This is a genomic window from Amycolatopsis albidoflavus, assembly GCF_039525725.1.
Lineage (GTDB): Bacteria > Actinomycetota > Actinomycetes > Mycobacteriales > Pseudonocardiaceae > Amycolatopsis > Amycolatopsis albidoflava.
The window spans coordinates 321,294-346,688 of record NZ_BAAAHV010000022.1; the positions used below are offsets into that span (position 1 = coordinate 321,294).

The window sequence follows — 25,395 nt, forward strand, 5'->3', positions numbered from 1 at the left end:
TTCCGCCGCACGCCATGATGACCGCTGGCTAAGAGGTGCGGTCAGCCGTCATCGGTGCAAGGTAATCCGCGATTCCCGGACACGGAAAAGGCCCGGCAGCCGAAGCCGCCGGGCCTTCCGGAAAGACTGCGCTCAGAGCTGGTTCGCGCGCTTCGCGAGAGCCGACTTCTTGTTCGCGGCCTGGTTGGCGTGGATGACGCCCTTGGTGACGGCCTTGTCGAGCTTGCGAGCAGCGTCGCGCTGCAGTTCGAGGGCCTTGTCCTTGTCACCGGCTTCGGCGGCCTCGCGGAACTTGCGGATCGCGGTCTTCACCGAGGACCGGATCGCCAGGTTGCGCTGCCGCGCCTTCTCGTTGGTGTCGATGCGCTTGACCTGCGACTTGATGTTGGCCATGGAGGCGTTCCTCTTTCACTCGGTGAAGGTCGCTGCCGCGTTCGCGTGGCTCCGGATCAGTCCCGAGGGACTGCCGGGTTTCCTCCCTGACGGAATGCCGCACGGCAACAATCGAAAATCTTAACAGCCCTGCTCGCGGCCCTGGAACGGGCCCCGGAGCCGATAACCGTTCGGCATCCCGCCCGCGTCTCCGTTACGGTGGATTTCGGTAGTGCCTAGGGTTCCGTCGCCTGCCCGTGGTCCCGCAGAGCGGGTCGCGAAGACAACGAGGGCGGGCGGGACTGGTCCGAGCGGCACCTTCGGCGGGACACCGAGCCCTGCCGTTCATCTGACGGGACAAAAGCCTGGAGGACCCGGTCTTCAGCATGCGCTGAAAACCTGAAAGGGTCCCGGATGAACACCACTGCCCTCGCCATGGTTCTCGTCGCCGCGGTCGTGCACGCCGTGTGGAACCTCGCCGCCAAACGGGTTTCCGGCGGCGGTCCGCGATTCGTCTGGCTGTACTACACGGTTTCCGCGGTCGCGATGCTCCCGGTGATCGCGGTCGCGCTCGCCGTCGAACCCGAACGTCCACAGTGGACTTGGCTGCTCGCCGCACTGGTCACCGCGGTCCTGCATGTGATGTACGGGATCGTGCTGCAGCGCGGCTACGAGGTCGGCGACCTGTCGATCGTCTACCCGCTGGCCCGTGGCACCGGACCGCTGGTGTCGGTGCTCGTGGCCGTCACAGTTCTCGGCGAACGGCCGGGCGTGCTTGGGCTGGTCGGCGCCTTCCTTGTCATCGCCGGCGTCCTGGTGATCAGCCTCGGCGGCAGCACCGGCGACGCCAAAGCCCGCCGCGCCGGGGTGTTCTACGGCGTCGCCACCGGAGCGGTCATCGCGGCTTACACGCTCTGGGACGCGCACTCGGTCACGTCGCTCGGAGTGTCCCCGCTCGTCTACTTCGGCGGCAGCGCGATCGGCGAGTGCGTCCTGCTCACGCCGACTGTCGCCCGCGGCCGGTCCGAGATCAAGCGGCTGTGGCGCGACCACCGGCGCGAGGTGCTGATCGTCGGACTGGCCTCGCCGGTCAGCTACCTGCTGGTCCTGTACGCCCTGCGGATCGCGCCGGTCAGCCTCGTCGCGCCGGCGCGCGAACTGTCGATCGTCTTCGGCGGGGTTGCCGCCTGGCTCGTGCTCCGCGAGCGCAACGCGGTCCGCCGGCTCGCCGGGTCGCTGGTGGTGCTGGCCGGGATCGCTGCGATTGCGGTCGCCTGAGCCGCTCAGGTAGGCAGGACCCATGGACGTACTGAGCAGCCGGGTGCTGATCCACCCCCGCGACCACGACGTGTCCACCGCGTTCTACCGGGACGCCCTCGGCCTCGCGATCGAGCGCGAGTTCCCTGGTGGCACGCGGTTTTTCGCCGGCGGCGGTTCGATCGAGGTGGTCGGCAGCGGCGAAGAAGGACCCGGGCCGGACGTCAATCTGTTCCTGCAGGTCCGCGATCTCCCGGCGACCCTGGCCGAATTGGCCGGACGCGGGGTCGAACCGGTGCGCGAGGCTCGTCGCGAACCGTGGGGCACCGACGAGGCGTGGATCGCCGACCCGGACGGGTTGCGGATCGTCCTCGTCGAGGTCCCGGAGGACCACCCATTGCGTCGCGACAAGCGCTAGCTCGGTTTCACGGCTCGGAGCTGGGCGGCGAGCGGGGCGAACCCCGGCGGGTCCCAGGTCCAGGTCTGCAGGTCAGTGAATCCCGCGGCGGCGGCTTCGTCGGCCAACTGGTGCCGGGTCACCGGAAGCCACTTCTCGTGCGCCGAGAGCAGCAGGCGTCCGCCTGGCCGCAGCACCCGGAACAACTCGGCGAAGCCCGCCGCGCGGTCTTCCCAAAGCTGGACGTTGTTCACGGTCAGCACGACGTCCGCGGACGCGTCCGCACAGCCAGTCTGAGCCGCGCTGCCCGCGCGCACCTCGGCGCGGTCGCCGCAGCGGTCCGTGCACAGGTCGCGCATCTGAGGGGAGGGTTCGACGCCGATCACCTCGCCGGCGAGTTTGCTCGCCGCGTCGAGGCCGATCCCCGGACCAGGGCCGATGACGAGAACGGTCTCGTCCGGTTCGAGGCGGGCGAGGTCGACGACGCGGTGCTCGGTCGCGGCGTTGCTGACCGCCATCAGCTTGCCGCCGAGCCTGCCCAGCAAGCCGCTGGGGTGGCCGAAAGCCCGGTCGAGCGCGGCGTCGAGGACGCCGGGGCCGGGCGGCGAGGGGGAGGGTGAAGTGGTCATGCTTCGAGGTCATCACGAGACGCGCGGGGCCGCATCGGGGATGACCCCCACCCGCACCCGGAGGTCCATGGGACGATGGGGTACGGACATCCCCCACCATCCCGAGGACAGCCCGAGTGACAGCGCCCAAGACGTTCGCCGACACCACCTTCACGCCGCCGGAGTTGATCCGCAACTTCTGCATCATCGCCCACATCGACCACGGCAAGTCGACGCTGGCGGACCGGATGCTGCAGCTCACCGGCGTCGTCGAGGAGCGAGCCATGCGCGCGCAGTACCTCGACCGCATGGACATCGAGCGGGAACGCGGCATCACGATCAAGGCCCAGAACGTCCGGCTGCCGTGGCAGGTCGACGGGCAGGACCACGTGCTGCACCTGATCGACACGCCCGGCCACGTCGACTTCACGTACGAGGTCTCGCGGGCGCTCGAGGCGTGCGAGGGCGCGATCCTGCTGGTCGACGCCGCGCAGGGGATCGAGGCGCAGACGCTCGCGAACCTGTACCTCGCGCTCGAGAACGACCTGCACATCATCCCGGTGCTGAACAAGATCGACCTGCCCTCGGCGGACCCGGAGAAGTACGCGGCGGAGATCGCGCACATCATCGGCTGCGAGCCCTCGGACGTGCTGCGCGTGTCGGCCAAGACCGGCATGGGCGTGACCGAGCTGCTGGACGAATGCGTGCGTCAGGTCCCGCCGCCGGTCGGCGACGCGGACGCGCCCGCCCGCGCGATGATCTTCGACTCGGTCTACGACACCTACCGCGGCGTCGTGACGTACATCCGCGTAGTGGACGGCAAGATCACGCCGCGCGAGAAGATCAAGATGATGTCCACCGGGGCGACGCACGAACTGCTCGAGGTCGGGATCATCTCGCCGGAGCCGAAGGCCAGCAAGGGACTCGGCGTCGGCGAGGTCGGCTACCTGATCACCGGCGTGAAGGACGTGCGCCAGTCGAAGGTCGGCGACACTGTGACGTCCGAGCGGCACGGCGCGACGGAACCGCTGGCCGGCTACCGCGAACCGAAGCCGATGGTGTTCTCCGGCCTGTACCCGGTGGACGGCTCGGACTACCCGGAACTGCGCGAGGCGCTGGAGAAGCTGCAGCTCAACGACGCCGCGCTGACCTACGAGCCGGAAACGTCGGTCGCACTGGGCTTCGGCTTCCGCTGCGGCTTCCTCGGCCTGCTGCACCTGGAAATCACCCGGGACCGGCTGGAGCGCGAGTTCGGCCTGGACCTGATTTCCACCGCGCCGAACGTGGTGTACCGCGTGGTGCTGGAGGACCGCAGCGAGGTGATCGTCACGAACCCCTCGGACTGGCCGGGCGGGCTCAAGATCTCCGAGGTGCACGAGCCGGTGTCGAAGGTGAGCATCCTGGCGCCGTCGGAATTCGTGGGCACGATCATGGAGCTGTGCCAGGCGAAGCGCGGCAACCTGCTGGGCATGGATTACCTGTCCGAGGACCGCGTCGAACTGCGCTACACGATCCCGCTGGCGGAGATCATCTTCGACTTCTTCGACACGCTGAAGTCGCGCACGCGTGGTTACGCGTCGCTGGACTACGAGGAGTCCGGCGAGCAGGTGGCGGACCTGGTGAAGGTCGACATCCTGCTGCAGGGCGAGACGGTGGACGCGTTCTCCGCGATCGTGCACAAGGACGCCGCTTACACGTACGGAAACCGCATGGCGACGCGCCTGCGCGAGCTGATTCCGCGGCAGCAGTTCGAGGTCCCGATCCAGGCGGCGATCGGTTCCCGGATCATCGCGCGCGAAACGATCCGCGCCATCCGCAAGGACGTGCTGGCCAAATGCTACGGCGGTGACATCTCGCGGAAGCGGAAACTGCTGGAGAAGCAGAAGGAAGGCAAGAAGCGGATGAAGACCGTCGGCCGGGTGGAGGTGCCGCAGGAAGCGTTCGTCGCGGCCCTGTCCACTGAGGACAACGGGAAGAACAAGAAGTAGGTTCCACCTTCGGGTGAACGGCGGCTCCGGGTTTCCCGGAGCCGCCGTTTTTGTCGGTGGGGGCTGGTGTTCTCAATTGCGGACAGAGACTCTCTGGCGCGAACAGGGAAAGGAGAGCGGCATGACGGTCATGACGGGCATCGAGTATCCGCCCGGGTCGGGCCCCATGACGGTGCACGACCTCGAGGGGATGCCGCGGGATGGCCGCCGTTGCGAACTCATCGACGGGACACTCCTCGTGAGCCCCGCGCCAGGTCTGAGACACCAGACCATCGGCTACCGGCTGTACGGCGTGCTCGATGCGGCCTGTCCGGAAGAATTGTTCGTCGTCGGCGCGCCGTTCGCGGTGCACGTGGGCGATCGGATAGAGCTGCAGCCGGATGTGCTGGTAGGACGGACCGAGGATTTCACTGCCAAGGATCTGCCCGTGCCGCCGGTGCTTGCGGTCGGGGTGCTGTCGCCGAGCACGTCGATTCACGACCTGAACACCAAGAAGGCGCTCTACGAACGGCTGGGCGTCCCGAGCTACTGGGTGATCGACCCGGTGACCGCCGAACTGGCCGTGTTCGAACTGGACGAGGACGGTCGCTATCGCCAGGTCGCCAAGGCGGCGGGTGCCGAGGTTTTCGAAGCACAGCGGCCGTTCTCGGTCCGGGTGGTGCCCGAAGAGTTGATCGGAAGGAGCTGATCTGTTCCGGTTGAGTCGCCCGGATATCGTGCGGCGAAGGCGGTCAGCCGTTCCCGATGATCTTGCCCACCTCCACGAACACCGCGGCTCGGCGTTCGGCGGCCATCACCCGGTCGTACTCCGCCCAGTCGTCGTGGGTGCCGGTGGCGGCGCGGAACACCTCGCGCAGCAGGGGCGGGAGGTCGGCGGCCGGGAAGGACGGGTCGGGGTCGTCCGGGCCGATCAGGCGGACCGGGCCGGTTGCCGAGAGCCAGCGCCAGCCGCGGCGGAACGTTACGGTCGCGTGGCCGTTGCGGCGCAGCAGCGCGAGCTTGTGCGCACCGCCGACGGCGACGAAGCCCACGCTCGGCTTGCCGGTCACCGGGTCGTTCAGGATGCCCGCGTTCACCACGGACGCGTGCACGGTGCCGTCGGCGCGGGTCGTGGCCACGGTGGCGAGGCCGTTCTCCTCCACGGTCAGCGCGCGGAGCTGTTCCAGGGTTGCCGTCATGCTCTTCTGCAACGCGGCGGCTGCCCGGCGCATTTCCGGTGCGGCACTAGGCTCGGGGACATGTTCGATGATCTCGAGTTCCCGGTGATCGCGGCGCCGATGGCGGGCGGGCCGACGACTCCGCAGCTGGTCGGTGCCGTCACGGGCGCGGGCGGGTTCGGTTTCCTCGCCGCCGGCTATCTCAGCCCGGAGACGCTCGACGCCCAGATCGCGCACACCGCCGACCTCACCGGCGGCCGGTTCGGCGTCAACCTGTTCGTCCCCGGCGGCCGGTCGGTGGCCGACCTCGCCGCGCACCGCGAACGGTTGCTCGCCGAGGCCGTGCGCTACAGCGTCGAACTCGGCGACCCGGTCTGGGACGACGACGAGTACCCGGCGAAGCTCGATCTCGTCGTGCGGCACCGGGTTCCGGTGGTGTCATTCACGTTCGGCGCGCCGACGTCCGCCGAGGTGCAGCGGATTCACGAAGCCGGCGGCAAGGTCGCGGTCACCGTCACGAATCCGGAGGAAGCCGACCTCGCTGCCGCGCGCGGAGCGGACGCGCTGGTCGTGCAGGGCTTCGAGGCCGGCGGGCATCGCGGTCTGTTCACCGACGACCCGAGCAACCCTGCCGGCGGCGAGGAGTACGGCCTGCTCGCGCTGCTGCGGTTGCTCGGCGCGCGCACGAGCCTGCCGTTGATCGCGGCCGGGGGACTGGTGAACGGTGCCGACATCGCGGCGGTGCTGGCGGCCGGGGCGTCGGCGGCGCAGCTGGGCACGGCCTTCCTGCTCGCGACGGAAGCCGGCACTGGCGACACCCAGCGGCGTGCGCTCGCCGAGGCTGGTCGGGCAACGGCGTTCACACGTGCGTTCAGCGGACGCCCGGCGCGGGGCATGGTGAACCGCGTCCTGAGCGACCTCTCCGCGAACGCGCCCGCCGCGTACCCGCAGCTGCACCACCTGAGCAAACCGGTCCGCGCGGCGGCAGGGAAAGCTGGTGACCCGGAGGCGATGTCGTTGTGGGCTGGGCAGACGTATCAGCTCGCCAGTGACGGCTCAGCGGCCTCGATCGTGGCCCGGCTCCGCACGGAGGCGAAGGCCGCGGCGGAACGGCTCGACCGGTTGCGCTGAGGCTTCCGGCGGGCCGAGAAGGGCTTATGTGGTGGTGGCGCGCCTCGAACAGTCGCGGTGATGTGGTTGCGCGCGGTATTGGAAGAGCTGTCGCAACGAGGTTTCCGGCGAGTGCGATGTGCGCGAGCGGCCCGAGATGCTGCCCGATTACGCAGGAAAGACGACCTCATCGGAGCGGCGGCGGCATTGCCCCAGGTGCACGCCAGTGGATCGCCAACAGGGCCAAAGAAAAATGCGGGGGACACCGCGATGGCGTCCCCCGCATCAAAAGCCCAGCATCAGTCCGAAGTGGACTTCACCCCGCCGGCATCCCCGTCCCCGGAGCCAGCGGCCTCGCCACGCTCCATCGCCGAATGCCGTTTGCTGTAGGAGAAGTAGATCACCATCCCGATCGCGAACCAGATCGCGAAGCGCAGCCAGGTTTCCGGCTTCAGGAACGTGATCAGCCAGATCGAGAAGATCACCCCGATGATCGGCACCACCGGCATGCCCGGCGTCTTGAACGTGCGCGGCAGTTCAGGACGCTTGTAGCGCAGCACGATCACCGCGATGCACACGACCACGAAGGCCAGCAGGATGCCGATGTTCGTCAGCTCCGCGGCCTCGCCGATCGGCAGCACGCCGGCGATCAGTGCGGACGCGGCGCCAAGGATCCAGGTGATGCGCGAAGGGACCTTCTTCACCGGGTGGGTCTTCGCGAACCACTTCGGCAGCAGGCCGTCGCGGCTCATCGAATAGCCCACGCGGGTCGCGCCCAGCAGGAAGGTGAACAGCACCGTCAGGATGCCGATGATCGCGCCTACCGCGATGATCGCGCCCAGCCAGCCGAGGCCGACCTTCGCGAACGCGCTCGAGAACGCGGCTTCCGGGTTGATGTCGGTGTACTTCACCATGCCGGTCAGGACCAGGCAGGCCAGCACGTACAGCACCATCGAGATCGCCAGCGAGTAGATGATCGCCTTCGGCATGTGCTTCTGCGAGTCCTGCGACTCCTCGGCCGCGGTGGACATGGCGTCGTAGCCGAAGACCGCGAAGAACACCGTTGCCGCGCCGGTGAAAGCGCCGCTGAGGCCGAACGGGAAGAAGTTGCTGTAGTTGCCGCTCTGGATGTGGAAGGCGCCGACCACGATCACCAGCAGCACCAGGCCGACCTTCAGGTACACCAGCAGGGTTTCGAAGCGCGCCGCGTTTTTCATGCCCTGGTTCAGGATAAAGGCGATCAGCAGGCAAAGCAGTACCGCGAACAGGTTGATCTTGTACGACCCCGGTTCGACGCCCGCCGGTTCCGTTCCTGGCGCGCCGGACATCCAGTGCGGCAGCGAGACGTGCAGGAAGCCCAGCAAATCGTTGAAGTAACCGGAAATCCCGATCGCCACCACGGACACGATCGCGGTGTACTCCAGCAGCAGGTCCCAGCCGATGAACCAGCCGACGATCTCGCCGAGCACCGCGTACCCGTAGGTGTAGGCGGAGCCCGCGCGCGGGATGAGGCCGGCGAATTCGGCGTAGGAGAACGCCGCCGCGGCGCTCGCGATGCCCGCGATCAGGAACGAGATCAGCACGGCCGGGCCCGCGGTCTTGTTCGCGACCGCCCCGGCGAGCGAGAAGATGCCGGCGCCGATGATGCCGCCGACGCCGATCGCGGTCAGCTGCCGCAAGCCGAGCGTGCGCTGCAGGCCGCTTTCCCCGGCCTGCTCGATGGTGTCGATCGGCTTCCGCCGGAAGATCCCGGACCCGGAGCCCAGGTTAGGGCCGCGCGGAGCTGACATCGATGTCTCCTCAGACTGGTGGTTCGCAGGCCCCGGGTTCCGGGCCCTGGCAGGGCACCGTACCCGGCGGCGCCTCACCTGTCACCGACTCCATAGTGTGACGATCTTGGCAGCCTGAGTCACCCGGTCGCGGAGTCGTCCTCGACGTCGTTGACCGTGGGCGCCGGGCGCGCGGCCGAACGGATCGCGCCCGCGGCGAAGAAGGTGAGCAGCTCCGCGACCTCGGGCGGGTCGTCGAGCTGCGGGCAGTGGCCCCAGTCCTCGCGGACGACGAGCCTGCTGTGCGGCACCAGGGTGTGCAGCTTCCGCCCGGACGCGGCCGTCACCAGCTTGTCCTTGCCGCACGCGACCGCGAGCAGCGGGATCTTGATCTGGTCGAGGCGGTAGGCGTCCGCCAGCTCCGCGACGAGCTGCCGGGCCTGTTCGAGCCGCGACGTGGTGGCCCGGTAGTCGGGAAAGAGCGTGGTGAACCGCCGGACCTGGCCCGCGTCGGCTTGCCGCGAGTCGGCGTAGAGGATCCGCGGCACGAGCTGTTCGGCGACCGCGCGGACCAGGAAACCCGGCACCGGCAACGGAAGCGAGGAGTACAGCCGCAGCGGCAGCGGATTGCGCCCGACCGTGCGCACCAGCCACGAGTCGACGAAACCGGGCGCGGCGATCGACACCACGCCCGCGGTCGGCAGCCGGCGGTTCTGCGCCGCGCGCAGGCTCATCGTGCCGCCGAGCGAGTTTCCCGCGAGCACCACCGGTCCGAGCACGGCCTGTTCGCGCACCACCGCGGCGGTGAACGCGTCGAGTTGCGGAAGCATCGGGCCGGGGCGCAGCGGCTGCGCGTCGCCGAAGCCGGGGAGGTCGACCGCGATCGCGGCGATGCCCGCGGCGGCTAATTCTCCGAGTACTGGACGCCACGTGTCGGCACTGTCGCAATACCCGTGGAGCAACACGAGCCGGGGCGCGCGGGGTTTCCCGTCGCCCTTGCGGCGCGTGCGCTTGGGTGCGGGAGCCTCGGCGACCGGCGGCCCGACCTCCAGCACGCGCGTGCGCATGCCGGCGAACCGCCGGAAGGATTCCCGGATCGGCTCCGGTTCGCTGGGGTTCCGGCCGCCCCGGCCGGCCGGGACTGGCCGCTGCGTCGCGGTCATGTTCTCCAGGTTAACCGCCCAAGGTCGATTTCTGGTGGAATTTGGGGGGTCACCATCTGATTGCGAAGCTGGGGTGTTGACGATTCACGAGACAGCGGGTACAAGCACTGGCCTGGACCTTTCCGGAACGGAAAAGCCCAGGTCAGCGCCGTGGGGTCACGCTCAGCGAGTGAAGACGATCTTGCCCGCGGTCTCGCCGGCGGCCATCGCGGCGAATCCCGCGGGGGCCTCCGCAAGGGGGAGCTCGGTGCCGATCTGCGGCTTGATGCCCTTCAGATCGAGGTAGGCGAGCAGGTCGGCCAGCTCGTCGCGGGTGCCCATGGTCGAGCCCAGGACCCGCAGCTGCAGGAAGAAAACCCGCTGCAGGTCGGCCGACGGGTCGGGGCCGCTGGTCGAACCGGACACCACGACCACGCCGCCCGGCTTCAGCGACTTGAGCGTGTGCCCCCAGGTGGCCTTGCCGACGGTCTCGAACACCGCGTCCACCCGCTCGGGCAGCCGCGCGCCGGACTCGAACGTCTGGTGCGCGCCGACGCTCTCGGCCAGCGCGCGCTTCTCCTCGGTGCGCCCGGTGACCCACACGCGGAACCCGGCCGCGCGGCCGAGCGCGATCAGCGCGGTCGACACCCCGCCGGACGCGCCCTGCACCAGCATCGTCTGGCCAGGTCGCAGGTCCGACTTCACGAACAGCATCCGGTACGCGGTGAGCCACGCGGTGCCCATCGTCGCGCCCTCGGCGAAGCTCAGGCCGGCCGGCTTCGGCACCGCGTTGCGGGCCGGGACCACGACCTGGTCCGCGAACGTGCCCTGGTGCTTTTCGGTGAGCAGAGTGCGCTTCGGGTCGAGCGTGTCGTCGCCCTGCCAGCCCGGCGCGTTGATCACCGAATGCAGCACGACCTCGGTGCCGTCGTCGAGCGTGCCCGCTCCGTCGCAGCCGAGGATCATCGGGAACTGGTCGGCCTTGATGCCGACGCCGCGCAAGGTCCACAGGTCGTGCATGTTCAGGCTGGCGGCTTTGACGTGCACCCGGACCCAGCCTTCGGGCACTTCGGGTTCCGGCCGCTCGCCGACGACCAGCGAATCGAGCGGGGACTCGGCGTTGGGTTCCTGCGCGTATACGGCGAACATGGCAGCAACCTACCTCCCCTGCCCGCCGCCGCGCTGGCGAGCGCGCGTAGGCTCACACTCGTGTTTGAGGGCCTGGCCAACTGGTGGGACGGGGTCGAGCTGTGGCTCGCCCAAGCCTGGTTCCCGGTGCAGTTCGTGCTGGTGATGGCGGTACTCGTGCCGCTGTGCCTGCTCGCCGCGTGGGCCATCGACAAGCTGGTCGAACGCTTCGGCCGCTGGTTCGGCACGGCCCGTGACGACGACGGTCCCGGCCGCTCCTAAGCTGGCACACCATGGTCAACCGTAGGCGGATCACCGCTGCGCTCGTCGGTCTCCTCGTGCTGGTGCTCGGCGGGTGGCTCGTCAAGGAAACCGCCGGCTCCTCGGATTCGCCGGCGCCCTCGTCCTCGTCGGGTGCTCCCGCCGCCGCTTCCGGGAAAGTGCCGGGAGCCGATTCCCAGCTGCCGGTCAAGCCGTTGTCGTCGCTGCCCTCGCAGGCGAAAGACACGTGGAGCCTGATCCAGAAGGGCGGGCCCTACCCGTATCCGCGCAATGACGACGTCGTCTTCCAGAACCGGGAGAAAAAGCTTCCCGCGGAGAAGAACGGCTATTACCACGAATACACCGTGAAGACGCCGGGGAGCCCGGACCGAGGGGCCCGCCGGTTGATCACAGGGGCGGGGAAAGAGTTGTATTACACAGGCGATCATTACGCGTCGTTCGTCGTCGTGGACTCCGCGCGGTGACCGGCGAGACGGCGCAGGCCGCGGCCGACGCGGCGTTCGCGCGCGGGGCCTATCCGCATCGGGTCGACGGAGCGCGGGCGCTGGACAAACTGTCGGCGCTGGACGCGATCGGCGAGGCGCTGTCTTTTCCGTCTTATTTCGGACGGAATTTGGACGCGCTGTACGACATGCTCACGGATTTGTCGTGGCTGCCGACCGGTGAGCACGTGCTGATCTGGGCCGGGTCGGACGGGCTGAAAGCCGCTGAGCCCAAGGCTTATCTGGCGGTGCGAAGCGTGTTGTCGGACGCGCAGCGCGCGATGGGCTCCGGCGAGCGGCGGCTGACTTTGGTGCTGGTGGACGCTTAGCGGGCCGTGAGGGGAACCCTGAGGGAATCAGAGTCCCTCAGGGTTCCCCTCACGGACGTCAGTCCTGCGGGACCCAGTTCGGCTTGCGCTTCTGAGCGAAAGCCTGGATCCCTTCCTGGCCTTCTTCGCTGGCGAAGAAACCCGCGGAGAGGGCGTTCATGTCGGCGAAGCCTTCGGCCGGAGTGGCCGGACGCGGGCGGGCCAGCAGTTCCTTGGTGGCGGCCAAGGCTTTCGGGCCGCCCAGGGTCAGCGACTTGAGGTAGCCCTCGACGGTCTTGTCCAGGTCCTCGGAGGGGACGCAGGCGTTCAGCAGGCCGATCTCCACCGCGCGCTTCGCGTCGAAGACGTCGCCGGTCAGGAAGAGTTCGTGCGCGGCCCGGGCGTTCAGCCGCGGGAGGACCGTCAGGCTGATGACCGCCGGGATGACGCCGATGCGGACTTCCGAGAAGGCGAAGGTCGCTTCCGGGACCGCGACCGCGATGTCGCACGCGGCGACCATGCCGATGCCGCCCGCGCGAGCCGGGCCGGCCAACCGGGCGACGACCGGCTTCGGGCTCGTCCACAGCTGGTCCAGGATCTGCGGGAACTCGTTCACGCCCTGGTCGGACGAACCGGCGCCGCGGGCTTCCTTCAAGTCCATGCCCGCGCAGAAGACCGGGCCGGTGTGGGTCAGCTGCACCACGCGCACCGAGTCGTCCTCGCGGGCCTTGGTCAGCGACTCGCTCAGTTCCCGCCGCAGCTGCGCCGACAGCGCGTTGCGGTTGTGCGGGGAGTCCAGGGTGATCGTGGCGATGCCGGCCGCCACCTCGTAGTGCACCAGTTCGTCAGCCATGCCTGACACTTTCGCACACCGCCTGCCCGGGAGCGGGTGTGAAGTTCATGCACGAAAACCCGTGCATGAAAACTCGTGCACAGCTACCTTGGGAGCATGGCAGAACCTCGCCCCGCCGATCTCAAGGCACTCAAGGCGCTCGCGAATCCGTTGCGGCAGCGGATTCTCGAGGCGCTCGCCGCGTCCGGGCCCGCGACGTCGACGACGCTCGCTGAGCGGCTGGGCGTGACCAGCGGCGGGACCAGCTACAACCTGCGGGTGCTGGCCGAGAACGGGTTCGTCGAGGAGCTTCCCGAACGCGCGCGCGGGCGAGAGCGCTGGTGGCGCGCGGTGCCGCATGACCTCCGCTTGCCGCCCGCGGACGAGCGCGACGATCCGGCGAAGGCGGCGATCGGCGAGCTGCACCGGCTGTGGCTCGCGGGCGATACCGAGCTGTACGAACGGTTCGAGCGCGAGCGGCCGCGGCTCGGGGAGTGGGCGGACGCGATTCCGTACTCGCGCGGCGCGATCACCGTGACGCTGGACGAGCTGGGCGACTTCGTCGAGGCGTATCTCGCCTTGCTGCGCCGGTATCAGCGGCCGGACGACGAGACGCCGGAGGGGGCGCGCCGGGTGGAGACGCGGATGATCGCGTTCCCGACGCCGGCCGGAGAGGAGGCCGTCCAGGACTGAACTGGAGGAGGCCCTGGGTGCCGAGCGGCAACTCGGCACCCAGGAATAAGGGAAAACGTCGCACGATCTCCCGAAGCAAGGAGAACACTTCATGCTGCCCTGGGGCAAATCGCGGCTCGTTGCCGCGATCCTCGCGCTGGGCTCGGTCCTGCCGACCGCCCAGCCAGCGCAAGCACAATCGTCCGCTGACGTCAGCTTCACCGGCGCGGGCGGAATCACGTTGCACGGCACGGTATTCCGGCCGGAAGGCCCGGCGAAGTCCGCGATCGTCCTGCAAGGCGGATCGGACTGGCGGACGCGGGACAACCTCCGGTTGCAGGCCGAGATGTTCACGCGGCTCGGCGTCACGACGCTCGTGTACGACCGGCGTACCAGCGGTTATTCCAAGACCCAGCGCGATTACGGCGTGCTGGCGGACGATCTGGTCTCGGCGGTGCACGCGTTGCGGGCTCATTCCGAAGCCGCGGAAGTCGGCGTCTGGGGAGTCAGCGAGGGTGCGTGGGTCGCGCCGCTCGCGGCGACGCGGACGGCTGACATCTCGTATGTGATCACGGTCGGCGGATCGGGGTTGGGCGGAGCCAGGCAGACCTCGTGGTATTGGGGGAATGTCCTTCGCCACCAAGGGATTTCCGGTTCGTTGCTGACGACCTTGCCGGTGCGGGGAACGCGGTTCGCCGTCGGAGCGGGGTTGTTTCCCGAGGCCGACTACGACCCGGTGCCGGTGTTGCGGCGGCTGAAACAGCCGATCCTGGCGTTGTGGGGAGACCTCGACATCAATCACGTGCCGGTCGAGAGCTCGCGGATTTTCGCGGACGCACTGGCCGGACACCCGAACCACACGATTCGGTTCGTCACGGGCGGAGGGCCGGATCTGTACGCGACCAGCGACGCCGGGTTCGACCGCCAGCCTCGGGTCGTGCCCGGCTATCCGGCAGTGGTCGGGGAATGGCTGGCGGATCGGCGGGGCGTGCACGTCGAAACCGCGGCCTTCACGCAGCGTCCGACGGAAGCGCTTCAGCCGTTGGCCTGGTGGGAATCTGTTGGGGTGCAAGGGATCGCGCTCGTCTTGTTCCTCGGCGGGTTCGTGGTCGGCGGTGTGGTTGCGTTGATCCGTCGCCGGGGGACTAGGCCGTCGCGGTGGCTGGCTGGGCTGGGAACGGCGGCTGTCGCCGGGTTCGTCGGAATGCTCGGCTGGGCTCAGGTGTCCGGGATGAAGGATCTCGGACCGGTATTCGTCGGGCGGCCGTTGCCGTGGCTGGCGGTGCAAGCGCTGGCGATCGCGACCGTAGTGGCGTTGGCGGTAACCGCGACCGGGCTGCGGAAACCAGGCCGGCAGCGCGGCACGATCGCACCGCTCGTGGCCGGGCTGGTGTTCGTTCCGTGGGCGGTCTACTGGGGACTGCTGCTGCCGTGAACCGGGCGCGGCCACCCGGGCGCAGCGGGTGGCCGCGGTCCGGGTCAGCCGATCGTCGTCGTGGTGAAAACCGGGCTCGGGTTCGGGAAGCACGCCGTCGGCGCGGTCACGTCGCCGATGATGCTGCTGGCCACGGCCTTGAAGGTCAGGCCGGGGTCGCTGTAGCTGGTGCCGGACAGTTTCGTCTCGATTTTGCCGGAGTCGCCTGCCTTGAGGTGCGCGGTGATGGTCGGCAGCTCGAAGGTCGAACCGCCGGCGATCGGGCCGGGGAAGCTCAGGGTCGCCACGCCGTTGGCGACGGCGATCGTCGGCGGGGTGTCGCCGAGGCCGGAGCCTCCGGCGAGGTCGGCGCTGACGTAGGTCGAGTTCGCCGGGATCGGGAACTTCAGCGCGAAGGTGTTGATGTTCTTGACCTTGTTGCCGCCCACGTCGCTCGGGACGGTGTTGGGCGCGGGGTCGATGACGACGTCGAACGCGCCGCCGGGTGCGACCGTCGCGGGTGCGGTGACGTCGGCGTTCTGGGTCAGCGACACCTGCTGCGGGCCGACCACCGGTGCGTCGGCCTGGCAGTCGAAGTTGATCGCGGTCGCGGCGGACGCCGGGGCCGCGAGGGCGAGCGGAAGGACGGCGACCGCCGTCAGCGCGGCCAGCCGGTAAAGGTGAGGTGCTTTCATCTGTGTGCTCCTACCTGCGGGTTTCACGGGGGAGAGAGAAAGCTGCGCAGCGATTAGAGAGTTACCGGCAAGTTAAGTAGCGCGTCAAGGATTGACCGTTCACAGGCGCGCACCGTGACGAAAAATGTGAATACCACTCACCTTGTGGCGGTAGGAGTGGTCTGATCGGCCGTTCGGGTCTACCGACGGTGGTCCGACAGGGCGAGCCAGGCCGGACCACCGGCGTGGGCTGCCCGGGTGCGACTGTCAGGCGGCCGTCCGCAGCAGCCCGGAGATCGCGGCGGCATACCGGCCGATCACGACGTCCGCTACGCGCGGGTCGTCCGCGAGCGGCTCGGCGATGAACGCGCTGGGGTCGGCCTCGCGGGTCAGCAACGCGATCCGGTCCGGCAGCAGACCGGGGGCCAGGAACCACGACGCCACCACGAGATGCCGTACGCCGCGATCGCGCAGGCGAGCGGCGGCGGCCGGGATGTCCGGCTGAGCGGCGCTGGCGAACGCCTCGCTCACCGGAAGCCCGAGCTGCTTTTCCCAGCGTGCGGCCACTCCGGCGACGACGGCGTTGGCCTCGGGGTTCGAGGAGCCGACCGCACTCAGCAGCACGCCGGTTCCGCTGCGGAGGCGGGCTCCGGCGAGCCGGTCGAGGGCGACGGCTTCGAGCGCCGGGTCGGCGCCCAGCACGTCCGACACCTGGATCCGGAACCCGGGGCACTCCGCGGTCACCTCGTCGACCAGCGCGGGCAGGTCGACCCGGGCGTGAAAAGCGCTGCCCAGCAACAACGGCACGACGACCGCGGAGCGATGCCCCTGTGCGTAAAGGCCGCGCAGGACGTCCGTGACCCGCGGCTCCGACAGGTCGAGGAACGATTCGTGCACGTCCAGCCCCGGCGCCTGCGCACGGACGACGTCGACCAGCGCCCGCACCGTCGCGGCGGAGCGGGGGTCACGACTGCCGTGCGCGACGGCGACCAGGGGAGGCGTCACGAGAACCGTTCTCCGACGAGTCCGGCGGCGAGGGTGTCGCCGTCCTTCGGGTCGATCACCAGGAACGCGCCGGTGCGCGGGCTCACGCCGTAGTCGTCCACCGGCAGCGGTTCGGCCAGCTGCAGGCTGACGCTGCCGATGTCGTTGAGCTCCAAGCTGCCCGGAGAGTCCACACTGGACAGGGTCTGCTCGTCGAACCGGGCGTGCAACTCGGTGGTGAGCCCCTGCACGGTCCGGGTGCCGTGCTTGATCAGCACGCGCGCGCCGGTCTTGAGCGGCTTCGAGGACAGCCAGCAGAGCGTGCCGGTGATCTCGTCAGTGACCTCCGGCGGCGCGTCCGCGGCGGCGATGAGGTCGCCGCGGCTGATGTCGATGTCGTCGGCGAGCAGCAGGGTCACCGAGGTTCCGGCACCCGCTTCTTCCAGCGGACCGTCCGCGGTGTCGATCCGCTCGACTCGGCTGCGAATCCCTTGCGGCTGCACGACAATCTCGTCGCCCGGACGCACAGTGCCGGCGGCGATCTGCCCTGCATAGCCACGGTAATCCGGGTACTCGGCGGTGCGCGGGCGGATCACGTACTGGACCGGGAACCGCAGCGCGGAATCGTGCGGATCCGGCGCTACGGGCACGTTTTCAAGGTGCTCCAGCAGCGACGGGCCGTCGTACCACGGGGTTTTCTCGGACCGGGTCGCCACATTGTCGCCGACCAGCGCGGAAACCGGGATGGAGACGACGGACGCCGAGTCGTAGCCGAGGGATTCCGCGTGCGCGGTGAACTCCTTGGCGATGACGCCGAAGGTGTTCTCGTCGTAGTCGACGAGGTCGATCTTGTTCACCGCCAGCACCAGCTGCGGCACGCCGAGCAGCGCGAGCACGGCCGCGTGCCGCCTGGTCTGCTCGACCACGCCGTTGCGCGCGTCGACCAGCAGTACCGCGAGCTGCGCGGTGGACGCGCCGGTGACCGTGTTGCGGGTGTACTGCACGTGTCCCGGGGTGTCGGCGAGCACGAACGACCGCTTCGGCGTGGCGAAATACCGGTACGCGACGTCGATCGTGATGCCCTGCTCGCGCTCCGAGCGCAGGCCGTCGACGAGCAGCGAAAGGTCCGGAGTAGACAGTCCTTTGTCGACAGACGCGCGGGTGACCGCGTCGAGCTGGTCGGCGAGGACGGACTTGGTGTCGTAGAGCAGCCGCCCGACCAGCGTGGACTTCCCGTCGTCCACGCTGCCCGCGGTGGCCAGCCTCAGCAGGCTCGACATCAGAAGTAGCCCTCCCGTTTGCGGTCTTCCATGGCCGCCTCGGACATCCGGTCGTCGGCGCGGGTGGCGCCGCGTTCGGTGAGCCGCGAAGCCTGGACCTCAGCGATCACTTCGTCCACAGTGGACGCCGTGGATTCGATCGCGCCAGTGCACGAACCGTCGCCGACGGTCCGGTAGCGCACGCTCAGCTCGCGCACGTCCTCGCCGGGACGCGGCCCGCCCCACGGGCCCTCGCTGAGCCACATGCCGTCGCGCTGGTAGACCGCGCGCTGGTGGGCGTAGTAAATCGAAGGCAGTTCGACCTTTTCGCGGGCGATGTAGTTCCACACGTCCGCTTCGGTCCAGTTGGACAGCGGGAACACGCGGACCTGCTCGCCCGGACGGTGCCGTCCATTGTAGAGGTTCCACAGTTCCGGCCGCTGCCGGCGCGGCTCCCACTGGCCGAAAGCGTTGCGCAGGCTGAAGATCCGCTCCTTCGCCCGCGCTCGCTCCTCGTCTCGGCGACCGCCGCCGAAGACCGCGTCGAACTTGTTCTCCGCGATCGTCTCCAACAGCGGCGTGGTCTGCAGCGGATTGCGCAGGCCGTCGGCGCGCTCCTCGAGCCGGCCGTCGTCGATCCAGTCCTGGACCTTTGCGACGACCAGCCGCAGCCCGTGCTTTTCCACGACGCGGTCGCGGAATTCGAGGACCTCGTCGAAGTTGTGCCCGGTGTCCACGTGCAGCAGCGGGAACGGCACCGGCGCGGGCCAGAAGGCCTTGATCGCCAGGTGCAGCATCAGCGTCGAGTCCTTGCCGCCGGAGAACAGGATCACCGGCCGGTCGAACTCGCCCGCGACCTCGCGGAAGATGTGGATGGCCTCGGACTCCAAGGCGGCCAGGTTGTCGACAGCCGCGTCGGCCGCCGGTTCCGCCGTCGTCATCAGTCCTCCTGTGTTAGCCATCAGCCATGCAGTCCGCACTCGGTCTTGGACTGCCCCGCCCACCGGCCGCTGCGCGGATCCTGCCCCGCCTCGACCTTCGCGGTGCACGGCGCGCAGCCGATCGACAGGTAGCCGATCGACACCAGCGGATTCTCCAGAATCCCGTTCGAGTGCAGGTAGCCGTTGAACTCGTCGTCGGTCCACGCGGCGATCGGGTTGATCTTCACCAGGCCGTTGCGCTCGTCCCAGGTGACGATCGGCGTGTTCGCGCGGGTCGGCGCGTCCACTCGGCGCACGCCGGTGACCCACGCCGAGTACTTGCCGAGCGTCTGCCGCAGCGGCACGACCTTGCGCAGGAAGCAGCACTGGCCGGGGTCGCGTTCGTGCAGCTTCGGCCCGTACTCCGCGTCCTGCTCGGCGACGCTCTGCTCGGCCTGCGCGTTGACGATCCGCACCTCCGGGTACACCGTCTGCACCGCGTCGCGCACCCCGAGGGTTTCGGCGAAGTGGTAGCCGGTCTCCAGGAACAGCACGTCCACCGCGGGCTTGACCTTCGTGGCGAGGTCGATCAGCACGGCGTCCTGCATGTTCGACGCCACGATGAAGTCGTCGCCGAAGGTCTCGGCCGTCCAGCGAAGCGCCTCCTCGGCGGTCGCGTCGGCCAGTTCCTTCTCGGCGCGTTCGGCCAGCGCCCGATAGTCCGCCACCGCGGTCACTGCAGCACCCCTTCGTCCGCCCGCAACGCCCACTGCGGGAACCGTTCGCCCGGCTCGCGGCCCGCGACGTACGCGCGCACCACGCGTTCCACGTACTCGACCAGCTCGCCCGCGGTGACCTTGTGGCCGCGCAGCTTCCGGCCGAATCCGGCGTCGAGCCCGAGCCCGCCGCCGAGGTGCACCTGGAAGCCCTCGACCTGGTTGCCGTCGGCGTCGCTGACGATCTGGCCCTTGAGCCCGATGTCCGCGGTCTGCACGCGGGCGCAGGAGTTGGGGCAGCCGTTGAGGTGCACCGTGACCGGCGTTTCCAGCTGCGCGTTGATGTCGGCGAGCGACTTCTCCAGATCCGCCACCAGTTGCTGCGCGCGCACCTTCGTCTCGACGATCGCGAGCTTGCAGAACTCCAGCCCGGTGCACGCCATCACGCTGCGCCGCCACGGCGACGGCTTGGTCTGCAGGCCCAGCTCGGCCAGCTCCGTCTCCAGCGCGGGGACCTTGGCCTCGGGCACGTCGAGCACGACCAGCTTCTGGTGCGGGGTCAGCCGCACCCGCCGCGATCCGGCGCGCTCGGCCGCCTCGGCGACCGCGACCAGCGTGCTGCCCGACACCCGCCCGGCGATCGGCGCGGCCCCGACGTAGAAGTTGCCGTCCTTCTGCCGGTGCACGCCGACATGGTCGATCGGGGTCGCCGGGTTCTCCGGCGGCGGGCCGTCGATCAGCTTCCGCTTGAGGTACTCGGTTTCGAGGACTTCCCGGAATTTTTCAATGCCCCAGTCCTTGACCAGGAACTTCAGCCGGGCTTTCGACCGGAGCCGCCGGTAGCCGTAGTCGCGGAAGATGGAGACGACGCCTTCCCACACCTGCGGGACCTCGTCCAGCGGGATCCACGCGCCGAGCCGCTGCGCGAGCATCGGGTTCGTGGAGAGCCCGCCGCCGACCCACAGGTCGAGGCCGGGGCCGTGCTCGGGGTGGTTGACGCCGACGAAGGCGATGTCGTTGATCTCGTGCACGATGTCCGGCAGCCCGGAGATCGCGGTCTTGAACTTGCGCGGCAGGTTGGCGAAGCGCGGGTCGCCGATGTAGCGCTCGAGGATCTCGTCGATCGCGGGAGTGGCGTCGAGCACCTCGTTCTCGGCGATGCCGGCGACCGGGGAGCCGAGCACGACGCGCGGGCAGTCGCCGCAGGCCTCGGTGGTGCTCAGGCCGACGGCTTCGAGCCGCGACCAGATCGAGGGCACGTCCTCGATCTGGATCCAGTGGTACTGGACGTTCTGCCGGTCGGAGATGTCGGCGGTGTCGCGCGCGTGCTCCTTCGAGATCTCGCCGATCACTCGCAGCTGCTCGGTGGTGAGGGCGCCGCCGTCGATGCGGACGCGCATCATGAAGTAGCGGTCGTCCAGCTCCTCGGGCTCCAGCAGCGCGGTGCGGCCGCCGTCGATGCCCGGCTTGCGCTGGGTGTAGAGGCCGAACCAGCGGAACCGGCCGCGCAGGTCGCCCGGGTCGATCGAGTCGAAACCCCGGTGCGCGTAGATGTTCTCGATCCGCGCGCGGACGTTGAGCGGGCTGTCGTCCTTCTTCGAGCGCTCGTTCGGGTTCAGCGGCTCCCGGTAGCCGAGCGCCCACTGGCCCTCGCCGCGCTTCTGGCGAGTCCGAGGCGTGCGGGCCTTCGCGGGCGTCTCACGCGGGGGTGCGGACATGGAGATCCTCCGGGCGGGGTGATCGAGGCGGCTCCGCCGCGGCATCGGCGCGGGGCGGGAGCAGGTCCAGGTGGTGGGCTGGGCAGGCTTTGCGCGGGAGTCAGCGAACAGGCCGGCAGAGCGCGCTCGCGACCCGGAGAAGGTCGACGTGGCGGCGCGCCACGAGAAGGACACCGGCAGGACTCACCGGCTCAGATTGCCACGCGGGCCGAACGTCGTCCAAGGGCGTCCGGATCGTGGGAGAAGGCTCACTGCGGGGGTGCGAAACGGCCGCCGATGTGCATTGGCCGGGCGATCTGCCAGGTCTTTCCCGGCTTTCGGACGCATCGTGGGACGGTTTCGGGCGCTTGTCAACCGGCGGTGCGACCGGCGGCGCATCGTTCGGCGGCCGAACTTTCCGCCGGGTGGCGCAGGGGCGCGCGGGAGTCCGCGGCAGGCGGGGGAGAATGGACGTCGTGCCTGTTCCCGACACTCACCGCCCTCCCGCCGGACTGCCCGAGACCGCGCTCGCCGGCCTCGGCACCCGTCCGTTCGGCGTGTACGTCCACGTGCCGTTTTGCGCGACCCGCTGCGGTTACTGCGACTTCAACACCTACACCGCGGGCGAACTCGGCTCGGCCGCCTCGCCGCGGTCGTGGCTGGACGCGCTGCGCCGCGAGCTGGAGCTGGGCGCGGAGATCCTCGGCAGCGCGCCGCGGGCAGAGACCGTGTTCGTCGGCGGCGGAACTCCGTCCATGCTCGGCGCGGACGGGCTGGCCGAGGTGCTCGACGGCGTCCGGTCGGCGTTCGGGCTCGCGCCGGGCGCGGAGGTGACGACCGAATCGAACCCGGAGTCCACTTCGCCCGAGTTCTTCGCGGGCATCCGTGACGCGGGTTACACCCGGGTGTCGCTGGGCATGCAGTCCGCGGCCCGGCATGTGCTGAAGGTGCTCGACCGCGTGCACACCCCCGGCCGTCCGGTCGACGCCGCTCGCGAGGCCCGGGCCGCCGGGTTCGAGCACGTCAACCTCGACCTTATTTACGGCACGCCGGGGGAGCGGGTCGAAGACCTGCGCGCATCGCTCGACGCGGTGTTGTCGGCCGGGGTTGATCACGTCTCGGCGTATGCGCTGATCGTGGAGGACGGCACCGCGCTGGCCCGCCGGGTGCGGCGCGGCGAACTGCCCGCGCCGGACGACGACACGCTGGCCAGCTACTACGAAATGATCGACTCCGTCCTCGCCGGCGCGGGTTTGACCTGGTATGAGGTGTCGAACTGGGCGACCGAAGAGGCCGCGCGGTGCCGCCACAACCTCGGCTACTGGCAGGGCGGCGACTGGTGGGGCGCCGGGCCGGGCGCGCACAGCCACGTCGGCGGAGTGCGGTGGTGGAACGTCAAGCATCCGGCCAAGTACTCCAGCCTGCTTGCGGAGGGACAGAGCCCGGAGGCCGATCGCGAGGTGCTCACCGAGGAGGACCAGCACCTGGAGCGGATCATGCTGGAGCTGCGGATCTCCGACGGCCTGGCGTTGTCGGCGCTCGACGAGTCCGGAATCAAGGAAGCGCGGGCGGCCGCCGCGGAGGGGCTGCTCGAAGTGTCCGATTTGGACAGTCGGGGCCGCGCGGTGCTGACCGACCGCGGCCGGTTGCTCGCGGATGCCGTGGTCCGGAGGCTGGCCGGCTGAATTTTCGCCCGCCGGGCATAAATCCGTTCGATCGTTTGTTGGGCTAAGCATACGAGCGAGGGAGACGCGTATGCCGCAGGCGGTCAGATACGGCGAACACGGCGGGATCGAAGTGCTGCAGCTGGCCGAAGTGCCCCGGCCGGCGCCGGAATCCGGGCAGGTGCTCGTGCGGGTCCGGGCCGCGGGCATCAATCCGGGGGAAACGAAGATCCGCGTCGGCGCGCTGGCGGAACGCTGGCCGTCCACCTTCCCGTCCGGGCAGGGCAGCGACCTGGCCGGAACAGTGGTCGAGCTGGGCGCGGACGTCGAAGAAATCCAGGTGGGGGACGAGGTCGTCGGCTTCGTGCACACCCGCTCCAGCCACGCTGAATACGTGCTCGTCCCGGCGGAGCATCTCGTGCCGAAGCCGAGCGGGCTGTCGTGGGAGGTCGCGGGCGGGTTGTTCGTGGCCGGAACGACTGCGTACGCCGCGGTCGGCGCGGTGTGCCCGCGCGAGGGCGAGACGGTGGTCGTGTCCGGCGCTGCTGGCGGGGTCGGTTCGCTGGCTGTGCAGCTGGCGAAGCTCACCGGCGCGACCGTGATCGGCATTGCCAGCGAAGCGAACCACGAGTGGTTGCGCGAGCACGACATTGTCCCGATCGCGTACGGCGAAGGGCTCGAAGAGCGGCTCCGCGAGCTGACTGGCGACCAGGTGCACGCGTTCGTCGACACTTACGGCGACGGTTACGTCGAACTCGCCTTGCGGCTCGGCGTCTACCCCGGACGGATCGACACGGTGGTCGATTTCGACGCCGCCGAGACGTACCGGGTGAAGACCGAGGGCAACATCGCCGGGGCGAGCGCCGAGGTCATGCGCGACCTCGTTGCCTTGGCGGACAAGGGATTGCTCGACGTCGAGATCGCCGCGACGTACCCGCTGGCCGAGGTCCAGGCCGCCTACCGCGAGCTGGAACAGGGCCACACGCGCGGCAAGATCGTGCTCACTTTCTGACCATCGCCGCCAGCCCGGCCACGAACGCCTCCAAGGCGAATTCGAGCCGGGGCTGGCTGGTCTCCTCGGTGAAGAATTCCCCGGCCCGCAACAGGTTCGGGAAGGCGCTCGCGGGCAGCGACTGCATGTACTCCGCCATCTGCTGCCCGCGTTCGCTCATTTTTTCCGGGTCGTAATCGCCGAACGTCCAGCCGCTCGCTTCGTACGCGAATGCCTTCGCGTACGTGCTCAACGCGTCGCCCGCGAACACCGCCTGCTTGAGATCGAGGCCGCCCGCGCGCAGCAGTTGAAGCATGATTTCGCCCTGCCGCAACGAATTCGGCGTCACCGGGATCGGCGTCTGCCACGCGACTTTCGCGATGCCCGGATACGCCATCATCGCCCGGATTTGGTGGCGCACTTGCTCCTTGACCTGTTCGGTCCACCGCTGCGGATCCGGCTCGGGGCACGGTACTTCGCTCAGCGCCGCGTCGAGCAGGAGTTCGTCCAGTTCCTCTTTGTTGGCCACGTACGCGTACAGCGACGCGGGCCCGGTCTCCAGTTGCTGGGCGACCCGGCGCATCGAGACGGCGTCAATGCCCTCGGCGGCGAGGATTTCGAGCGCGGTTTTCACGATCAGTTCCTGCGACAGCATCTGCTTCGCGGCGCGCCGGCGCGGGCTCGGCGTCCGGCGCCAGGGCGGGGGCGGTGCGGTCATCCCCGAAGCCTAGACGAACCCCGCGCTTGACGCGAACGGTGTTCGTGAGTACAACTTGTCTCGTACGCGAACGACGTTCGTTAAGGAGAAAAACATGTCGCAGCACGAAGAAGTCCGGTGTGTCCTCACTCGTCTCGCCGACGCCTGGAACAGCGGAGACGCCGACGCCTACGGCAACTGCTTCACCGAAGACGCCGATTACGTGACCTTCTTCGGGCTTCGGTCCGTCGGCCGCCAGGCGATCGTGGACTCGCATCGCGAGCTGTTCCAGGGGCCGCTGAAAGGTTCGAAGCTCACCGGCTGGGGCGAGCCGCGGGTGCGGCTCCTGCGGGACGACGTCGCGGTCGTCGTGACCGGCGGCGGCTCGTCGCTGACCGGAGGCGACGACCCGGCCGCCGAGGGGCGCGAGAGCTCGCTGACCTACGTGATGCTGCGGGGCGACGAGGGCTGGCAGATCACCGCGTTCCAGAACACGCGGGTCTCGAAGCCGTGGGAAGCATGAGAACGATCGTCGAGGTCTCCGGAGTCGTTCCCGCCGCGCCGACAGAGGTGTTCGCGCGGCTGGAAAGGCAGTTGACGGCTTCGGGTTACGCGATGAAGCTGGAAGTCGACCGCTCGCGCCGGTTCCTGGCCGCACAGGGCGGTTGGTGGTACCGCGGGGAGTACGAGGTCGCCGACGACCCGGCCGGGTCTCGCGTCACGCACCGCGTCCGGAACGCCGCCACCGGGCAGTGGTGGGCAGTACTGCTGGCGAACCGGCTTTTCGCCGGGTACCGGGACCGGGTCGGGGCGGGTTTCCGGGCAATGCTCGCGGAACTCGGGGACGGCGGCACTGGGCGGAACGGGTGAGGGCG

Annotated in this window: 29 protein-coding genes; 14 read left to right on the top strand and 15 right to left on the bottom strand. The window is 69.2% G+C overall.

The features are described from left to right. Positions 1–132: 132 nt before the first annotated feature. On the bottom strand, positions 133–393 hold the full coding sequence (gene rpsT, locus ABD156_RS34600; RefSeq protein ID WP_116200451.1) for a 30S ribosomal protein S20: 261 nt from the start codon (positions 391–393) through the stop codon (positions 133–135). A gap of 393 nt (positions 394–786) precedes the next feature. Here rpsT and ABD156_RS34605 point away from each other — a divergent pair, with 393 nt between their 5' ends. Together ABD156_RS34605 and ABD156_RS34610 are read left to right on the top strand one after the other, a co-directional pair. Further along, positions 787–1,650 (top strand): DMT family transporter, encoded by an 864-nt coding sequence (locus tag ABD156_RS34605; RefSeq protein WP_344283830.1) that lies wholly within the window; start codon positions 787–789, stop codon positions 1,648–1,650. Between the two features lie 22 nt (positions 1,651–1,672). Further along, positions 1,673–2,047 carry a VOC family protein gene (locus ABD156_RS34610; protein ID WP_344283833.1) on the top strand — a complete coding sequence of 125 codons (375 nt, stop codon included), beginning with the start codon at positions 1,673–1,675 and terminating at the stop codon, positions 2,045–2,047. On the opposite strand, the gene ABD156_RS34615 is transcribed toward ABD156_RS34610, so the two are convergent. Next, positions 2,044–2,655, bottom strand: coding sequence for a class I SAM-dependent methyltransferase (locus tag ABD156_RS34615; RefSeq protein WP_344283835.1), 612 nt, complete (start codon positions 2,653–2,655; stop codon positions 2,044–2,046). The genes ABD156_RS34610 and ABD156_RS34615 overlap by 4 nt on opposite strands. Before the next feature lie 116 nt (positions 2,656–2,771). On the opposite strand from ABD156_RS34615, the gene lepA reads away from it, so the two are divergent. Beyond that, complete coding sequence (gene lepA, locus ABD156_RS34620) at positions 2,772–4,622, top strand: translation elongation factor 4 (protein WP_344283838.1); 1,851 nt, start codon at positions 2,772–2,774, stop codon at positions 4,620–4,622. A 121-nt stretch (positions 4,623–4,743) separates the two neighbouring features. Beyond that, the gene (locus tag ABD156_RS34625; RefSeq protein ID WP_344285305.1) at positions 4,744–5,310 is read left to right on the top strand and encodes a Uma2 family endonuclease; all 567 of its coding nucleotides are present in this window, start codon (positions 4,744–4,746) and stop codon (positions 5,308–5,310) included. A 43-nt stretch (positions 5,311–5,353) separates the two neighbouring features. Here ABD156_RS34625 and ABD156_RS34630 read toward each other — a convergent pair whose 3' ends face one another. Next, positions 5,354–5,800, bottom strand: a complete 447-nt coding sequence (locus ABD156_RS34630) for a pyridoxamine 5'-phosphate oxidase family protein (protein WP_344283841.1) — start codon at positions 5,798–5,800, stop codon at positions 5,354–5,356. 60 nt (positions 5,801–5,860) lie between these two features. Here ABD156_RS34630 and ABD156_RS34635 point away from each other — a divergent pair, with 60 nt between their 5' ends. Continuing rightward, complete coding sequence (locus tag ABD156_RS34635) at positions 5,861–6,910, top strand: NAD(P)H-dependent flavin oxidoreductase (protein WP_344283844.1); 1,050 nt, start codon at positions 5,861–5,863, stop codon at positions 6,908–6,910. A gap of 278 nt (positions 6,911–7,188) precedes the next feature. On the opposite strand, the gene ABD156_RS34640 is transcribed toward ABD156_RS34635, so the two are convergent. From ABD156_RS34640 to ABD156_RS34650, 3 genes are all read right to left on the bottom strand, one after another. Continuing rightward, positions 7,189–8,679 (bottom strand): amino acid permease, encoded by a 1,491-nt coding sequence (locus ABD156_RS34640; protein WP_344283847.1) that lies wholly within the window; start codon positions 8,677–8,679, stop codon positions 7,189–7,191. Positions 8,680–8,798: 119 nt separating this feature from the next. Then, complete coding sequence (locus tag ABD156_RS34645; protein WP_344283850.1) at positions 8,799–9,821, bottom strand: alpha/beta fold hydrolase; 1,023 nt, start codon at positions 9,819–9,821, stop codon at positions 8,799–8,801. A 162-nt stretch (positions 9,822–9,983) separates the two neighbouring features. Further along, positions 9,984–10,949 carry a zinc-binding dehydrogenase gene (locus ABD156_RS34650; RefSeq protein WP_344283854.1) on the bottom strand — a complete coding sequence of 322 codons (966 nt, stop codon included), beginning with the start codon at positions 10,947–10,949 and terminating at the stop codon, positions 9,984–9,986. A 60-nt stretch (positions 10,950–11,009) separates the two neighbouring features. Here ABD156_RS34650 and ABD156_RS34655 point away from each other — a divergent pair, with 60 nt between their 5' ends. Genes ABD156_RS34655 through ABD156_RS34665 form a run of 3 tightly spaced genes read left to right on the top strand, consistent with a single transcriptional unit; the run spans position 11,010 to position 12,021 of the window. After that, a complete protein-coding gene (locus tag ABD156_RS34655) occupies positions 11,010–11,210 on the top strand; it encodes a hypothetical protein (RefSeq protein ID WP_037813693.1) in 201 nt (66 codons plus the stop codon). Between the two features lie 11 nt (positions 11,211–11,221). Beyond that, the gene (locus tag ABD156_RS34660; protein WP_344283859.1) at positions 11,222–11,674 is read left to right on the top strand and encodes a guanyl-specific ribonuclease; all 453 of its coding nucleotides are present in this window, start codon (positions 11,222–11,224) and stop codon (positions 11,672–11,674) included. Further along, positions 11,671–12,021 (top strand): barstar family protein, encoded by a 351-nt coding sequence (locus ABD156_RS34665; RefSeq protein WP_344283862.1) that lies wholly within the window; start codon positions 11,671–11,673, stop codon positions 12,019–12,021. Before ABD156_RS34660 ends, ABD156_RS34665 begins: the two co-directional genes overlap by 4 nt. Before the next feature lie 58 nt (positions 12,022–12,079). Here the strand turns inward: ABD156_RS34665 and ABD156_RS34670 are convergent, their stop codons facing one another. Then, on the bottom strand, positions 12,080–12,853 hold the full coding sequence (locus tag ABD156_RS34670; RefSeq protein WP_344283864.1) for an enoyl-CoA hydratase-related protein: 774 nt from the start codon (positions 12,851–12,853) through the stop codon (positions 12,080–12,082). 96 nt (positions 12,854–12,949) lie between these two features. On the opposite strand from ABD156_RS34670, the gene ABD156_RS34675 reads away from it, so the two are divergent. Both ABD156_RS34675 and ABD156_RS34680 read left to right on the top strand, forming a co-directional pair. Next, the gene (locus ABD156_RS34675; RefSeq protein ID WP_344283867.1) at positions 12,950–13,525 is read left to right on the top strand and encodes an ArsR/SmtB family transcription factor; all 576 of its coding nucleotides are present in this window, start codon (positions 12,950–12,952) and stop codon (positions 13,523–13,525) included. Between the two features lie 91 nt (positions 13,526–13,616). Then, positions 13,617–14,939, top strand: a complete 1,323-nt coding sequence (locus tag ABD156_RS34680) for an alpha/beta hydrolase family protein (RefSeq protein WP_344283869.1) — start codon at positions 13,617–13,619, stop codon at positions 14,937–14,939. A 44-nt stretch (positions 14,940–14,983) separates the two neighbouring features. Here the strand turns inward: ABD156_RS34680 and ABD156_RS34685 are convergent, their stop codons facing one another. The 7 genes from ABD156_RS34685 to ABD156_RS47900 form a co-directional block, all read right to left on the bottom strand. Further along, positions 14,984–15,613: a cyclase gene (locus ABD156_RS34685; RefSeq protein ID WP_344283871.1), complete on the bottom strand. Its 630-nt coding sequence runs from the start codon at positions 15,611–15,613 to the stop codon at positions 14,984–14,986. Between the two features lie 246 nt (positions 15,614–15,859). Further along, on the bottom strand, positions 15,860–16,597 hold the full coding sequence (locus ABD156_RS34690) for a sirohydrochlorin chelatase (protein ID WP_344283874.1): 738 nt from the start codon (positions 16,595–16,597) through the stop codon (positions 15,860–15,862). Next, positions 16,594–17,856, bottom strand: a complete 1,263-nt coding sequence (locus ABD156_RS34695) for a sulfate adenylyltransferase subunit 1 (protein ID WP_344283877.1) — start codon at positions 17,854–17,856, stop codon at positions 16,594–16,596. The genes ABD156_RS34690 and ABD156_RS34695 overlap by 4 nt, the downstream gene beginning before the upstream one ends. After that, on the bottom strand, positions 17,856–18,776 hold the full coding sequence (cysD, locus tag ABD156_RS34700) for a sulfate adenylyltransferase subunit CysD (protein WP_344283880.1): 921 nt from the start codon (positions 18,774–18,776) through the stop codon (positions 17,856–17,858). The genes ABD156_RS34695 and cysD overlap by 1 nt, the downstream gene beginning before the upstream one ends. Positions 18,777–18,796: 20 nt before the next feature. Further along, positions 18,797–19,492: a phosphoadenylyl-sulfate reductase gene (locus tag ABD156_RS34705; protein ID WP_344283884.1), complete on the bottom strand. Its 696-nt coding sequence runs from the start codon at positions 19,490–19,492 to the stop codon at positions 18,797–18,799. Continuing rightward, positions 19,489–21,189 (bottom strand): nitrite/sulfite reductase, encoded by a 1,701-nt coding sequence (locus ABD156_RS34710; RefSeq protein ID WP_344283887.1) that lies wholly within the window; start codon positions 21,187–21,189, stop codon positions 19,489–19,491. Before ABD156_RS34710 ends, ABD156_RS34705 begins: the two co-directional genes overlap by 4 nt. A gap of 100 nt (positions 21,190–21,289) precedes the next feature. After that, entirely contained in the window at positions 21,290–21,661 is a 372-nt protein-coding gene (locus tag ABD156_RS47900) for a putative leader peptide (RefSeq protein ID WP_352268126.1), read from the bottom strand. Between ABD156_RS47900 and hemW the strand changes: the two genes are divergently transcribed. Together hemW and ABD156_RS34720 are read left to right on the top strand one after the other, a co-directional pair. After that, positions 21,636–22,853 (top strand): radical SAM family heme chaperone HemW, encoded by a 1,218-nt coding sequence (gene hemW, locus ABD156_RS34715; protein ID WP_344283890.1) that lies wholly within the window; start codon positions 21,636–21,638, stop codon positions 22,851–22,853. The genes ABD156_RS47900 and hemW overlap by 26 nt on opposite strands. A gap of 70 nt (positions 22,854–22,923) precedes the next feature. Next, positions 22,924–23,844, top strand: coding sequence for an NADP-dependent oxidoreductase (locus ABD156_RS34720; protein WP_344283893.1), 921 nt, complete (start codon positions 22,924–22,926; stop codon positions 23,842–23,844). Here the strand turns inward: ABD156_RS34720 and ABD156_RS34725 are convergent. Then, positions 23,834–24,541, bottom strand: a complete 708-nt coding sequence (locus tag ABD156_RS34725; RefSeq protein ID WP_344283896.1) for a TetR/AcrR family transcriptional regulator — start codon at positions 24,539–24,541, stop codon at positions 23,834–23,836. The genes ABD156_RS34720 and ABD156_RS34725 overlap by 11 nt on opposite strands. Positions 24,542–24,635: 94 nt before the next feature. Here ABD156_RS34725 and ABD156_RS34730 point away from each other — a divergent pair, with 94 nt between their 5' ends. Next, entirely contained in the window at positions 24,636–25,043 is a 408-nt protein-coding gene (locus ABD156_RS34730; protein ID WP_344283898.1) for an SgcJ/EcaC family oxidoreductase, read from the top strand. Continuing rightward, positions 25,040–25,390 carry a hypothetical protein gene (locus ABD156_RS34735; protein WP_344283900.1) on the top strand — a complete coding sequence of 117 codons (351 nt, stop codon included), beginning with the start codon at positions 25,040–25,042 and terminating at the stop codon, positions 25,388–25,390. Before ABD156_RS34730 ends, ABD156_RS34735 begins: the two co-directional genes overlap by 4 nt. Positions 25,391–25,395: the final 5 nt, after the last annotated feature.